The sequence below is a fragment of the Micromonospora sp. NPDC047074 genome, from assembly GCF_040643815.1.
Lineage (GTDB): Bacteria > Actinomycetota > Actinomycetes > Mycobacteriales > Micromonosporaceae > Micromonospora.
On sequence record NZ_JBEYVB010000029.1, the window covers coordinates 42,738 to 56,518 of the forward strand.

Annotated in this window: 9 protein-coding genes; 6 read left to right on the plus strand and 3 right to left on the minus strand. The window is 72.3% G+C overall.

The features are described from left to right. Nucleotides 1-12 precede the first annotated feature (12 nt). Both ABZ809_RS25630 and ABZ809_RS25635 read right to left on the minus strand, forming a co-directional pair. Nucleotides 13-2,133 (minus strand): M14 family metallocarboxypeptidase, encoded by a 2,121-nt coding sequence (locus tag ABZ809_RS25630; RefSeq protein ID WP_357565143.1) that lies wholly within the window; start codon nucleotides 2,131-2,133, stop codon nucleotides 13-15. Between the two features lie 164 nt (nucleotides 2,134-2,297). Next, entirely contained in the window at nucleotides 2,298-2,954 is a 657-nt protein-coding gene (locus tag ABZ809_RS25635; RefSeq protein ID WP_357565144.1) for a response regulator transcription factor, read from the minus strand. 290 nt (nucleotides 2,955-3,244) lie between these two features. Between ABZ809_RS25635 and glgX the strand changes: the two genes are divergently transcribed. The 3 genes from glgX to treZ are packed head-to-tail and all read left to right on the plus strand — an operon-like array spanning nucleotide 3,245 to nucleotide 9,436. Then, nucleotides 3,245-5,362, plus strand: coding sequence for a glycogen debranching protein GlgX (gene glgX, locus ABZ809_RS25640; RefSeq protein ID WP_357565145.1), 2,118 nt, complete (start codon nucleotides 3,245-3,247; stop codon nucleotides 5,360-5,362). Nucleotide 5,363: 1 nt separating this feature from the next. After that, entirely contained in the window at nucleotides 5,364-7,706 is a 2,343-nt protein-coding gene (treY, locus tag ABZ809_RS25645; RefSeq protein ID WP_357565146.1) for a malto-oligosyltrehalose synthase, read from the plus strand. Further along, nucleotides 7,703-9,436, plus strand: coding sequence for a malto-oligosyltrehalose trehalohydrolase (gene treZ / locus ABZ809_RS25650; RefSeq protein ID WP_357565147.1), 1,734 nt, complete (start codon nucleotides 7,703-7,705; stop codon nucleotides 9,434-9,436). Before treY ends, treZ begins: the two co-directional genes overlap by 4 nt. Before the next feature lie 59 nt (nucleotides 9,437-9,495). Here the strand turns inward: treZ and ABZ809_RS25655 are convergent, their stop codons facing one another. Continuing rightward, nucleotides 9,496-10,368: an alpha/beta hydrolase gene (locus ABZ809_RS25655; RefSeq protein WP_357565148.1), complete on the minus strand. Its 873-nt coding sequence runs from the start codon at nucleotides 10,366-10,368 to the stop codon at nucleotides 9,496-9,498. Between the two features lie 207 nt (nucleotides 10,369-10,575). Here ABZ809_RS25655 and ABZ809_RS25660 point away from each other — a divergent pair, with 207 nt between their 5' ends. From ABZ809_RS25660 to ABZ809_RS25670, 3 genes are read left to right on the plus strand one after another with little or no spacing between them, the layout of a single operon-like run. Then, nucleotides 10,576-10,938: a hypothetical protein gene (locus ABZ809_RS25660; protein ID WP_357565149.1), complete on the plus strand. Its 363-nt coding sequence runs from the start codon at nucleotides 10,576-10,578 to the stop codon at nucleotides 10,936-10,938. A 20-nt stretch (nucleotides 10,939-10,958) separates the two neighbouring features. Then, on the plus strand, nucleotides 10,959-13,016 hold the full coding sequence (locus tag ABZ809_RS25665) for a hypothetical protein (protein WP_357565150.1): 2,058 nt from the start codon (nucleotides 10,959-10,961) through the stop codon (nucleotides 13,014-13,016). Then, a complete protein-coding gene (locus ABZ809_RS25670) occupies nucleotides 13,009-13,671 on the plus strand; it encodes a YdcF family protein (RefSeq protein WP_357565151.1) in 663 nt (220 codons plus the stop codon). The genes ABZ809_RS25665 and ABZ809_RS25670 overlap by 8 nt, the downstream gene beginning before the upstream one ends. The last annotated feature ends 110 nt before the right edge of the window (nucleotides 13,672-13,781 follow it).

Here is a 13,781-nt window from a genome sequence, read left to right on the forward strand (position 1 = left end):
GGTTTCAGCCGGTCACAGTGCGGCGCACTGGCTGAACTTCGGACCACTGACGGAGTTGGCGACCTCCAGGTTCACCGGCGCCGAGGAGTTGCCGGTGCAGTCCAGCGGACCGTTGATGGTGTTGCCGGCCACCAGCGGGGCTGTGCCCGCGCTGCCGACCACCCCGACCGGGCCGGTCAGCGTGTTGCCGACCAGGACGACCGGGCCCTGGCTGCCGGCGGTGCGCACCGGCCCGTTGACCTTGCTGTCGGTCAGCACGAACCCGGCGGCGCCGGTGGCGTCGACCGGACCGTTGATCGAGCTGCCGTTGACGATCAGCGCGGCACCGGGGCGCACCTGGATCGGGCCCCGGACGGTGGCCCCGTCCAGGCAGGCGACGCCGGAGACGACCAGCGGGCCGTTGTGGGTGCCGGTCAGGGTGGGGGCGATCCGCTCGCCGTCGACCAGGCCCTCGACGGCCTGCCCGTCCAGCAGCAGCGGGATCAGGCCCCGCTGCGGCTGGGACAGCGGGACCAGGTAGCTGTCGCCGACCTTGATCACCTGCCAGCCGTGGGCGGCGATGCGCTGGGCCACCGTGGTGCGCTGGCCGGTCGGGCCGTCGGTGCGCTCACCGTGGTACTGCTCCTCGGTCAGCTTGTACGCGCACGGCGGCTGCTCGAGGATCCGCTCCGGGGTGGGGGCGTCCACGGGCGGCGGGGCCTCACCCGGGTGCGGGGCGGGGTACGCCTCGATCTCCCGGGAGCCCCGGAACACGATCCGCCCGTCGTTGGCGGACTGGAACTTGATCGCCTCGGCGCGCGCCTTGGTGATCTCGTTGACGTTCGCGCCGTGGTAGGTGAGGAACTGGTTGAACGTCCACAGCGCGGAGTAGGTCTTGCGCCGGCGGTTGTTCGCGGTGTTGCCCTCGTCCGGCCGGGTCGGGCCGCCGGAGCTGCGCAGCTCCAGCAGGGAGTTGACCACGTTCTTCAGGCCGAGGGTGTTGCGCAGGATGGTCTCCTCGCTCAGGCCCACGTTGGCGTTGGAGGTGCAGCCGTACGGGCAGGCCCACCAGCCGTCCTTGGCGCCCTGGCCGTACATGTGGCCTTCGATCATCTTCTGCGACTCGTCGAAGATGCCCTGCGCCACGTTCTGGTGCCGGGGCGGCAGCATCGGCAGGTCACCGGCGCCGCTGTTGCCGTACTCGTGGCCGTCGTAGCCGGCGATCGGCCGGTAGTCGCGGACCATCGCGGCGAGCGCGTGGGTCTCCGGCTGGCGGATCAGCGAGTGGTCCCGGTTCAGGTCCTGGCCGGTGGAGTTGCCCCGGCTGCTGGCCGCCCGGCCGTCGCCGTTGAGCGTCGGCACGATCAGCATGGTGGTCTTCGACAGCAGGTCGAGGGTCTTGCTGTCCTTGGTGAAGGCGAGCTGCCGAGCCATGATCAGGCAGGCCTCGCGGTCGCCCGGCTCGTTGCCGTGCACGTTGCAGTTGACCATCAGCGGGTTGGTCTTGGCCACCGCCTCCGGCGTCGCCGGCGGGGTGGGGTAGCCGATGACCAGCATGTTGATCGGCCGGTTCTGGATGGTACGGCCGATCTCCACCACCCGGACCCGGTCGCTGGCCTCGTCGACCGCGGCGGTGTACGCGTACTCGTTGACGTCGCTCGTGTACTGGGCGCCGAGGGTCTCCTCCCACTGGGTACGCAGGTTCTCACCCGGGGTGCCCGGGTCGCCCCAGTGGGCCCTGGTGCTGCCGCTGACCGCCGCCGAGTAGGGCTGGGCCTCGGTGCCGAACCGCGCCCGGACCCGCCACTGGAAGCGGTTGCCCGGGGCGAAGCCGGCGTCGGCGAAGGTCGGCTCGGTGTTGTTGACCTGGCGGTTCGGCCGCCAGAGGCCGGCGATCACCGGCGTGCCCGGCGTGCCGTCCTCGGCGAGCGGGGTCCGCTCGATCTGGTAGTCGGTGGCTCCTTCCACCCGGGTCCACGCCAGCGTGGCGTACCCGTCACCCTGCACGACAGTGAGGCCCTGCACCTGGTTCGGCTCCGCCTGTTGCAGAGCCGCGACCGGCTGCCCCTGTGCCTGCGCGGGCACCGCCGTCGCCACCATCGCGGCGGCGAGCACGGCGGAGAACACGCCGGCCGTTGTCAGTCTGTATCTCAAAAGGGAACTCCCAACTTGAGGGATGGCTGGGTACGCCCAGCACACCCGCAGTCGACCCACCCTTGGCCCGCGCCGAGGGAATCTTGAGGATCACCTGAGGTTCGCGACCAGTTCACCGGGCACCGGCCGGCGGTCGTGGTGTCCCGGTGACTCACCGGCCGTCCTCACCCCGCACGCAGCCGGTAGCCGACGCCGCGGACCGTCTCGACCAGGCCGGCGTCGTCGAGCTTGCCCCGCAGGGCCGCCACGTGGACGTCGAGGTTGTGCCGGCTGGCCCAGGTGGTCTGCCAGACGTCCAACTGCAACCGGTCCCGGGGCACCACCGCGCCGGGTTGCCGGGCCAGCGCCACCAGCAGGTCGAACTCCTTGCGGGCCAGGCTGACCTCCCGGGGGCCCACCCAGACCCGCCGGGCGTCCACGTCGATGCGTAACGTGCCGACCCGCAACTGGCTCGTGGCCCGGGCGCTGCGGGTGGTCCGGCGCATCACCGCCTCGATGCGGGCCTCCAGCTCCGCCATCGAGAACGGCTTGACGACGTAGTCGTCGGCGCCGGCCCGCAGGCCGGCCACCCGGTCGTACCACTCGGCGCGCGCGCTGACCGCGATGATGGCGACGTCCTCGTTGACCTGACGCAGCCGGCGGCACACCTCCAGCCCGTCCCGGTCCGGCAGGTTGAGGTCCAGCAGGACCAGGTCGACCGCGTCGGCCCGGACCGCCTCGGCCGCCGTCAGCGCCGGCACCACCTCGTGTCCCCGGCGGCGCAGGGCCTTGGAGAGTGCGGCCGCCACGCGTAGGTCGTCTTCCACCAGGAGCACCCGCACCGCATCACCCCTCGGACCCGTCCAGCCGGATCCTGCGAGTCTGTCCGATGATCATCGCCCTGACCAGTGCGGATGCAAGATCGTGACCGCAACTTGGTCCGCCCCGGTGGGCTTCGGCGACGTTCGGGCAGCGCCGGGCCGGCCGGTCGGGTGTGGATGCGGTCGTCCGCCGATCGGGTGGATTGGCGGCGGATCCGGCGGGGCAATACCCGCACGCGCGCCACCGGCCCCCGCCGTGTGGTGCGCTCATGGTGCGGTGCGCGCTCATGATCATGCGCCTAAGGAGCGACATGCAGGTCTGGCCGGGTGAGCGGTACCCCCTGGGGGCCACCTACGACGGGATGGGCACCAACTTCGCCATCTTCTCCGAGGCGGCCGAGCGGATCGAGCTGTGCCTCTTCGACGAGTGGGACACCGGGGCGGAGCGGCGGGTCGAGCTGCGCGAGGTCGACGCGTACGTCTGGCACGCGTACCTGCCCGGCATCGGGCCGGGGCAGCGGTACGGCTACCGCGTGCACGGGCCGTACGACCCCGCGAACGGGCTGCGGTGCAACCCGCACAAGCTGCTGCTCGACCCGTACGCCAAGGCGGTCGACGGCGACGTGCGGTGGGACCCGGCCGTCTACGACTACGAGCACGGCGACCCGGAACGGATGAACACGACCGACTCCGCGCCGTTCATGCCGAAGTCCGTGGTGGTCAACCCGTACTTCGACTGGGGAAACGACGCCCCGCCCCGCACCCCGTACCACCACTCGGTCATCTACGAGGCGCACGTCCGCGGCCTCACGATGCGCCACCCCGGCATCCCGGAGGAACTACGCGGCACGTACGCCGGGATCGCCTCCCCGCCGATGATCGAGCACCTGACCAGGCTCGGGGTGACCGCCATCGAGCTGATGCCGGTGCACCAGTTCGTGCACGACCACCGGCTGGCCGACCTGGGGCTGCGCAACTACTGGGGCTACAACACCATCGGCTTCTTCGCCCCGCACCACGGCTACTCCGCGCTGGGCCACGTCGGCCAGCAGGTGCAGGAGTTCCGGGGCATGGTCAGGGCGCTGCACGCCGCCGGCATCGAGGTCATCCTCGACGTGGTCTACAACCACACCGCCGAGGGCAACCACCTCGGCCCGACGCTGAGCTTCAAGGGCGTCGACAACGCCAGCTACTACCGGCTCAGCGAGGACGACCGGCGCTACCACGTCGACTACACCGGCACCGGCAACAGCCTGAACGTACGCAGCCCGCACTCGCTGCAACTGATCATGGATTCGCTGCGCTACTGGGTGACCGAGATGCACGTCGACGGGTTCCGCTTCGACCTCGCCGCCACCCTCGCCCGGGAGTTCTACGAGGTCGACCGCCTCTCCACGTTCTTCGAGGTGGTGCAGCAGGATCCGGTGGTCAGCCAGGTCAAGCTGATCGCCGAGCCGTGGGACGTCGGGCCGGGCGGCTACCAGGTGGGCAACTTCCCGCCCGTGTGGACCGAGTGGAACGGCAAGTACCGCGACACCGTGCGCGACTTCTGGCGCGGCGAGCCGGCCACCCTGGCCGAGTTCGCCTCCCGCATCTCCGGCTCCGCCGACCTCTACCAGGACGACGGGCGCCGGCCGTTCCACAGCATCAACTTCGTCACCTGCCACGACGGCTTCACCCTGCGCGACCTGGTGTCGTACAACGACAAGCACAACGAGGCCAACGGCGAGGAGAACCGGGACGGCGAGAGCCACAACCGGTCCTGGAACTGCGGCGTGGAGGGCGAGACCGACGACGGGACGGTACGCGCCCTGCGGGCGAGGCAGCGGCGCAACTTCCTGGCCACCCTGATGCTCTCCCAGGGCGTGCCGATGATCGGCCACGGCGACGAGCTGGGCCGCACCCAGCGCGGCAACAACAACGCCTACTGCCAGGACAGCGAGCTGGCCTGGGTCGACTGGGACGACGTCGACAGCGACCTGCTGGAGTTCACCCGCAAGCTTGTCGACTTCCGCCGCCGGCACCAGGTGTTCCGCCGCCGGCGTTTCTTCACCGGCCTGCCGGTGCGCTCCCGGCTGGTCGACGAGCCCCTGCCCGACCTGGCCTGGTACACCCCCGACGGGCGGGAGATGACCGGCGAGGACTGGGGCAACGACTTCGGCCGCTCCGTCGCGCTCTTCGTCAACGGCGAGGGCATCCGCGAACGCGGCCAGTACGGCCAGCGCCACGTGGACGCCTCCTTCCTGCTCTGCTTCAACGCCCACGACGAGCCGCTGGACTTCACCGTCCCCGGCCCCGAGTTCGGCCAGCGCTGGGAGCTGGTGATCAGTACGGCGGAACCGGAACCGGAGAAGTCCACGGTCGTCGAGGCGGGCGGCGTCCTGCGCGTGCCCGACCGGTGCGTGGTGGTGCTGGAGAGGAAGGCCTGACGTGTCGACCGCCCCCCGACCCGACGCGCCCCGGGTGGGCGCCACCTACCGCGTGCAGGTGCGCCCCGGCTTCGACCTGGACGCCACCGCCGGCCTCGCCGACTACCTGACCGACCTGGGCGTCACCCACCTCTACAGCGCGCCCCTGCTCACCGCCGCCCCCGGTTCGGCGCACGGCTACGACGTGGTCGACCACCGCGCCGTCAACCCGGAGCTGGGCGGCGAGGCGGCCCGGCAGCGGCTGCTGCGGGCGCTGCGCTCCGCCGGGCTCGGCCTGGTCGTGGACATCGTGCCCAACCACGCCGGGGTGGCCGTGCCCGCCGCCAACCCGGCCTGGTGGGACGTGCTGCGCCGGGGCCGGGACTCGGCGTACGCGCGCTGGTTCGACATCGACTGGAACCGCGGCCGGCTGCTGCTGCCGGTGCTGGCCGACGCCCCGGACGCCCTCGACGACCTCAAGCTCGCCGACGGCGAGCTGCGCTACCACGAGCACCGTTTTCCGATCGCCGACGGCACCGGCAGCGCTCTCGACGTCGGCGGAGCCAGCCCGCGCGAGGTGCACGACCGGCAGCACTACGAGCTGGTCTCCTGGCGGCGCGGCGACGCCGAGCTGACGTACCGCCGGTTCTTCGCCGTCTCCGACCTGGCGGGCCTGCGCGTGGAGGACCCGGAGGTCTTCGCCGCCACCCACGAGCAGATCCTGCGGTGGGCGGCGGCCGGCGAGGTCGACGGCATCCGCGTCGACCACCCGGACGGGCTGCGCGATCCGGCGGCCTACCTGGCCCGGCTGCGCGCCGCCGCCCCCACCGCCTGGCTGGTGGTGGAGAAGATCCTGGAGTACGGCGAGGAGCTGCCGGACTGGCCGGTGGACGGCACCACCGGCTACGAGGCCCTCGCCGCCGTCTGCGGGATCTTCGTCGACCCCGACGCGGAGGGCGACTACACCGCCCTGGACACCCGGCTGGTCGGGCGACACACCTCCTGGCAGGACCTCAGCCACGACACGAAGCTCGCCGCCGCCACCCGGCTGCTGTCGGCCGAGCTGACCCGGCTGGCCGCGCTCGCGCCCGACGTCGACCGGGACGCGGCCCGGGCGGCGCTGGCCGAGCTGGCCGCCGCCTTCGCGGTCTACCGGGGCTACCCGCCGCACGGCGCCCGGCACCTGGCCGCCGCCCGGGCCGAGGCCGGTCGCCGCCGGCCCGACCTGACCGGCACGCTGGACGCGCTCACCCGCCGGCTGCGGGACCCCGACGACGAGCTGGCGAGACGCTTTCCGCAGCTCACCGGCGCGGTGATGGCCAAGGGGGTGGAGGACACCGCCTTCTACCGGTGGAGCCGCTTCGTCGCGCTGAACGAGGTCGGCGGCAGCCCCGCCCACTTCGGCGTGCCGCCGGCCGAGTTCCACCGCTTCGCCGCCGCCCGGCACGCGCGCTGGCCGGCGGGCATGACGACGTTGTCCACCCACGACACCAAGCGCTCCGAGGACGTCCGGGCCCGCCTCGCCGTGCTCAGCGAGCTGCCGGAACGCTGGGCCGGCCTGGTCACCCGGTGGACGGCCCGAGCGCCGCTGCCCGACCCGGCCTTCGCCCACCTGCTCTGGCAGACCGCCGTCGGCGCCTGGCCGATCGAACGCGAGCGGTTGCACGCGTACGCCGAGAAGGCTGCCCGGGAGGCGTCCGTGTCGACGAGCTGGGCCGACCCCGACCCGGCCTTCGAGCGGGCGATGCACGCCGTCGTCGACGCCATGTACGACGATCCGGAGCTGCATGCCGCGCTGACCGCCTTCGCCGCCGAGATCGCCCCCGCCGGCTGGTCCAACTCGCTGGCGCAGAAGCTGGTGCAGCTCGCCATGCCCGGGGTGCCGGACACCTACCAGGGCACCGAGCTGTGGGACAACTCGCTGGTCGACCCGGACAACCGCCGCCCGGTCGACTTCGCCGTACGCCGGCAGCTGCTGGCCCGGCTCGACCAGGGCTGGCTACCGCCGGTGGACGCCGACGGGGCGGCGAAGCTGCTCGTGGTGTCGCGGACCCTGCGGCTGCGCCGGGACCGCCCGGAGCTGTTCACCGGCTACCGCCCGGTGCCGGCCCACGGGCCCGCCGGGCGGCACGCGGTGGCCTTCGACCGGGGCGGCGCGGTCGCGGTCGCGACCCGGCTGCCGCTCGGCCTGGCCCGTGCCGGCGGCTGGGCCGGCACCACCCTGTCACTTCCCGTTCACGAGGTCACCGACCTGTTCACCGGCCGGGTCTACAGTGGCGGAGAGACCGCGCTGGCCGACCTGCTGGCCACCTATCCCGTCGCGTTGCTGGCTCCCACCACCGAGGCCGTGGAGGCTGCGTCATGACCGAGTTCACGGTGTGGGCGCCGCAGGCCGCCCGCGTCCGGCTGCGCCTGTCGGGCGGCGCCGACCACGAGATGCGCTCCGGCCCCGGCGGCTGGTGGCGGGTCGAGGTGCCCGCCGCCGGCCCGGGCACCGACTACGCGTTCCTGCTGGACGACGACGAGCGAGCCCTGCCCGACCCCCGGTCGGCCTGGCAGCCGGCCGGGGTGCACGGGCCGAGCCGGCGCTACGACCACGCGGCGTTCGAGTGGACCGACCACGCCTGGACCGGCCGGCAGCTGCCCGGCAGCGTCCTCTACGAGCTGCACGTCGGCACGTTCACCCCCGAGGGCACCTTCGACGCCGCCATCGGCCGCCTCGACCATCTGGTCGACCTCGGCGTCGACATGATCGAGCTGCTGCCGGTCAACGCCTTCAACGGCGAGCACAACTGGGGCTACGACGGGGTCTGCTGGTATGCCCCGCACCAACCGTACGGCGGGCCGGACGGCCTGAAACGGCTGGTCGACGCCGCCCACGCCAAAGGGCTGGGGGTGATCCTCGACGTCGTCTACAACCATTTCGGGCCCTCCGGGGCCTACGCGCCGATGTTCGCGCCGTACCTCACCGAGCAGAGCAATCCCTGGGGCCGCACCGTCAACCTCGACGGCCCGCACTCCGACGGCGTCCGCCGCTACATCGTCGACAGCGTGCTGATGTGGCTGCGCGACTACCACGTCGACGGGCTCCGGCTCGACGCCGTGCACGCCATGCCCGACTCGCGCGCCACCCCGCTGCTGGAGGAGCTGGCGGTCGAGGTCGAGACGCTCTCCACCCACCTCGGCCGGCCGCTGTCGCTGATCGCCGAGTCCGACCTCAACGATCCCCGGTTGGTCACGCCGAGGGAGGCGGGCGGTGTCGGCCTGCACGCCCAGTGGAACGACGACGCCCACCACGCCCTGCACACCCTGCTCACCGGCGAGCGCCAGGGCTACTACGGTGACTTCGGCTCGCTGGAGTGCCTCTCCGACGTGCTGACCGGCGGGTTCTTCCACGCCGGCACCTGGTCCAGCTTCCGTGACCGGCACCACGGGCGACCCGTGGACCGGCAGCGCACGCCCGGCCACCGGTTCGTGGCGTACCTGCAGAACCACGACCAGATCGGCAACCGGGCCACCGGTGACCGGATCTCCGCCACCCTCTCCCCGGGGCTGCTGCGGGTGGGCGCGACGCTGTTGTTCACCGCGCCGTTCACGCCGATGCTGTTCATGGGGGAGGAGTGGGCGGCCAGCACCCCGTGGCAGTTCTTCACCAGCCACCCCGAGCCGGAGCTGGCGACGGCCGTGGCCACCGGCCGCAGGCGGGAGTTCGCCGCCCACGGCTGGCCGGAGGGCGACGTGCCCGACCCGCAGGATCCGCAGACCTTCGTCCGCTCCCGGCTCGACTGGGCCGAGCTGGACAAACCCGAACACCGCGAGATGTACGAGTTCCACAAGCGGCTCATCGCACTGCGCAAGAGCCGCCCCGACCTGTCCGACCCGAGGCTGCACGCCGTCGACGTCAGGCACGGTGACCAGTTCCTGGTCATGCGCCGGGGCCAGTGCCTGGTGGCGGCGAACCTGGCCGCCAAGCCACAGCGGATCACGCTGCCCGGGGTGGTGCGCCGGGTGCTGCTGGCCACGGGGGAGGGCGTGTCGGTGACCCGCGACCGCGTCGAGTTGCCGGCCGAGACGGCGGCAATCGTGGCGCTCTGAGCGCCGGGCGATCCCAGGGCACGAGGCAGGTGCCCCGGGCGCGAACACCAGCCACGGGGTCAGCCGGCGTCCAGCACCTCGCGCAGCCTGACCGCGAACTCCGCGGGCTTGCCCACGTAACCGAACTCGCCGCCGATGAAGCCGCCGTGGTGGCTCGGGAACACCACGGCCTCCTGGCCGAGCAGCGCCGCGGTGGCGACGGCGGTGCGCGCCGTGTACGTCCCCGCCGTCTCCTCGCCGACCGCGATCACGATCCGGGTCGGTGCCGCGGTGAGCGCCTGCGGGTCGGGGCGGTAGTCGGTGATCGCCGAGGAGTTCTTCGACAGCAGCGGATCGTCGCGGGAGCCGTCGTCGTCGGTCGGCAGGCCGAACGCGGCCGGGTCGGGCGCGGGCTGGGCGAAGTAGGCGTCGGTGAACTCGCCCTGCCAGGAGACCAACGCCATGAAGGCGGCCATGCCGGCGCCCGCGCCCCTCGCCAGGTAGGCCTCGTGGACGGCGGCCTGGGCGCGCTCGGCCGCCGCGGCGTCGGGGAGCACGGCGTTGATCGGCGGCTCGTGCGCCACCAGCGTGCCGACGTCGCCGGGGCGGGCCGCGACCAGTTCGAGCCCGGTCACCGCGCCCCCGCTGCTGGCGAACACGTCGACCGGACCGGTGCCGAGCGCCTCGATCAACAGGTGCAGGTCGGCCGCCTGCTGCTGCGGCGTGTGATCCGCCCTGCCGTCGGTGCGGACGCTGCGGCCCAGGCCGCGCGGGTCGTAGGTGACGACCGTCCGGTCGGTGAAGTGGGCGGCGAGCGCGCCGAAGCCCTCCGCCGTCATCGGCTGGCCGATCATGAGCAACGTGCGGTGCCCGCCGGCCGACTCCGGAGGGCGCACGTCGTAGACCAGGTCGACGCCGGGCGCGGCGAGGGTGCGGGTCTCTGTCGTCGTCATGCCGGCGAGCGTACGACCGGCGGGTGACAGAACGGGTGCCACGCGCCTCGTGGTGCACCGGGTCGGAGCCAACCGTCACCCAGGATGAGGAGGGCTCGGTGATGCGCGATCGGACCAGCACACCGGCGCGGTTTCTCAGTGTGGTCGCAACGCGACGTGCTGTCATAATGAAGGTCGTTGCGGTGTCCGCAGAGGACGGTGATGCTCGTGTCCGGGGTTGAACTGATTGCGGCCGCGTTGGCTGCGGGAGCGGGTGCGGGGGTCAGCAATACCGCCAGTGCTGCCATCCAGGACACGTACGCCCAACTGAAGGCGGTGCTGGTCGGCCGGCTGCAGAACCGCCGGCAGGCCCGGGACGCGCTGGAGCAGGACCTGACCGAGCCGACGACGTGGGAGGCCGTCCTCGGTGCGGACCTGCGCGCTGCCGGCGCCGCCGACGACGAACAGGCGACCGCACTGGCCCGACGGATCCTCGAGCTGATCGACCGGCAAGGGCCCCGGATCGACCTGCGGGACAGCCGCGGGGTGCAGGTCGGCAACGACAACGTCCAGACCAACACCTTCCACTAGCCGACCGGCACGGGTGCGTGGTGGCAGAACAGCGCGATCAGCAGGACTCCCGCCAGTTCAACCTCCCGCAGGCCCGCGGGGCAATGGTCGGTGACCACAGCACCCAGATCAACAACTTCTACCCGCCGCCGGAGCGGTCGGGATCCGACGGCCCACGGGTCTCCTCCTCACCGGGGGCGCTCGAGGTGTTGCGCGCGAGCGTCAACAGGGCGGTCGCCGAGCAGGTCAGGCTGCTCACGAACCGTGGCCTCCTCGTCGTGCCGTGGTCGCTGCAGACCAGCGGGACGGACGGGCCCGAACCGGCTGCCGGCATGCCTGAAGGCGACGAGGACCTCGGTGACCTGGTGGCGGCTGGCGGCCAGCTGATCGTCGTCGGGGAGTCCCAGTCCGGCAAGACCACCCTCGCCACCCGGATGGTCACGCTCATTGCGGACCGCACGGACAAACAGCCCGTCGTCTTCACGCTCGCCACCTGGAATCCGCGCACCACCCGCCTGAAGACCTGGATGCTCGGCGTGCTCCGCTCGACCTCCGGGCAGGACGGCGGCAGCCAGGTCGCCACCGCCCTCGAGGCGGCGCTGGACGCAGGCGAGATCATCCCGGTGTTCGACGGCTTCGACGAGATCGACGCGGCGTTCTGCGACCAGGCGTCCCAGGCGATCAACCTCCTCGTCGACGACCGACCCGCGGTGCTCACCGGCATCCCGCGGCCGTCGCACTCCCGGGCACTCCACGCCGCCCTGCCCGGAGCCGAGGTCATCGAACTGGCTCCTGTCGACGCGAGCGAACTGGCGCGTTACCTCCTGAACGTGCCCAGGCCCGAGCGGGCACGGTGGCGCACCATCTCGGCGCAGGTCGAGGCCGAACCCGGATCGACCGTGGCCGCCGCACTGTCATCCCCGCTGATCGCCTGGCTGACCAAGAGCGTCTACGCGACCGCCCCCGAGCCGACCGCCCTCGCCACGGCACCCGACGCGACCGAACTGCTGGACGAGGACAGGTTCCCCACCCCGGCCGCCATCGAGAACCACCTCCTCGGCAGCCTCGTCACCGCCGTCTTCGGCCTCCGTGCGGCAAGGCCCGACGGGGACCTCGCCCCGGTCGACGAATTCCCACCGCAGGACGCGAAGCGATGGCTGAGTTTTCTCAGCGAGCACGCGGTCAGGCGCATCATCGCCTTCTGGGAGATCAGATACTATGCGCCGTTGTTCCGGCTGGCCCTTGCCGCGGCGGCGCTTGCCGGCGTCACGGTCGGTCTCCTCAACCACGCTGTCTCCGGGTTCGCGGGCACCGCGATCCTGCTGTCGCTCGCCGGCCTGTGCTTCGGCTTCGGGTGGGCCCGGGGCTACGCCGCGGGACGGGCCCGGGGACCGGCGGACCCGGCCCGGGCCGGATACGCCCGAGGGAGCGTCAACCAGGACGGCGACCTGCGTCCCCACGCCCTTCGCCTGGCGCAGGGGCTACTGCTGATCGCTCTCGGTTACGCGGTGTGCCGGATCACCATGCTCGGGATCGATGGGCCGGCAGGCTGGCTGCTGGGCCTGTCACCTGCCCAGGCCCTGCTGGGCGCAGCCCTGGCGACCCCGGTGGCCGTTGGCGTCGGCATTCTGGGCGGCCGGATCGCGGCCGCCGTGCTGCGGACCGCGCCGTGGCTGGACGCGAAGACGGGGGCCCGGACGGCCGACCCGCTCGTGGTCATCCGCAACGACCGAAGATCCGGGATCGGCCTCTTCCTCCTCGCGTGTGTCATCCTGGCCGCCGGATACGCGGTCTACTACGTTGCAGTCATGCCACTCGGTTTCCCCCACGGGATGTACCTGGTGCCCGTGGGGGCGAGCGTCGCGACGTTCTTCTGGAACGAGTGGGCCTGCTACAAGGTCGCCCACCTTTGGCTTCTGGCACACCACCTGCTGCCCTGGCGCTTCGCGCGGTTCCTGCGGACCTGTCATGACGGCGGGATCCTCCGCAAGAACGGCAACCACTTCGAATTCCGGCACCAACGCCTGCAGGACTGCTTGGCGGAGTCGTACCCCGGCCACGGTCGCACTCGGCGGAGAGCGTCCGGCCGCCGTGTTTGACATCGCGCCGGGCACCACCGGGCTGACCGTCGAGGACATCGCCCACATCCTGATCCCCGGGCGGGGCCGCAGCGCCGACGGAGCCGGGCTCAGCCCGGACGGCGTGCTACGCGTGCAGGTGGCGCGCGAGTTGTACGAGCAGGTGACCAGGCCGCGGCAGGGCCGGATCGTGTGCTCCGGGTACAAGTCGCCCGTCGACTCGAAGGGCCTGCCGTGGACACCGCCGGACTCGCCTGGGGAGCGATTCTGCGGCATGCCCGAGGCGGACATCATGAAGGCCGAACTGCTGGCCCGGGCCGTGCCCGAGGACGTGATCCGGGTCGAGCGGCACTCCATCGACACGGTGACGAACTTCCTCCGGTCCGAGACGGAAGGGTACTTCGGCGACGACCGGCCGGTGGCGATCGTCGCCCAGGCCGACCATCTGCACCGGATGCTGTCGGTCATCGCGCCCCGGACGCTGCGCCGCCCGTACCTGGGCGTGGTCGCGCCCGGTACGGAGACGAAGCGCGAGGGCGGGCTGGTCGGCCTGGCCAGCAGGGCGATCGTGACGGCTCTTCCGAGCGACGCCAGTCGGGCGGTGGCGGTCGCCACGAGGCGCGCCAGCGGCGTGTGGCGTACCGCCCGCGCGTTGGGCATGCGCGAATACCACTGAGCCCTCGTCGGCCAGCAGCGGCCGTACGCGATCACGGACAGGTGTCCGCCTCGCGCCCCGCTCGTACAATGCGCCTGAACGCGGGCCAGCGATCCAGAGGGGGCGCGGTG

Excerpts from the sequence above, each read along its gene's own strand:
- glgX (WP_357565145.1), top strand. The coding sequence starts at position 3,245 with ATGCAGGTCTGGCCGGGTGAGCGGTACCCCCTGGGGGCCACCTACGAC.
- treZ (WP_357565147.1), top strand. The coding sequence starts at position 7,703 with ATGACCGAGTTCACGGTGTGGGCGCCGCAGGCCGCCCGCGTCCGGCTG.
- ABZ809_RS25655 (WP_357565148.1), bottom strand. The coding sequence starts at position 10,368 with ATGACGACGACAGAGACCCGCACCCTCGCCGCGCCCGGCGTCGACCTG.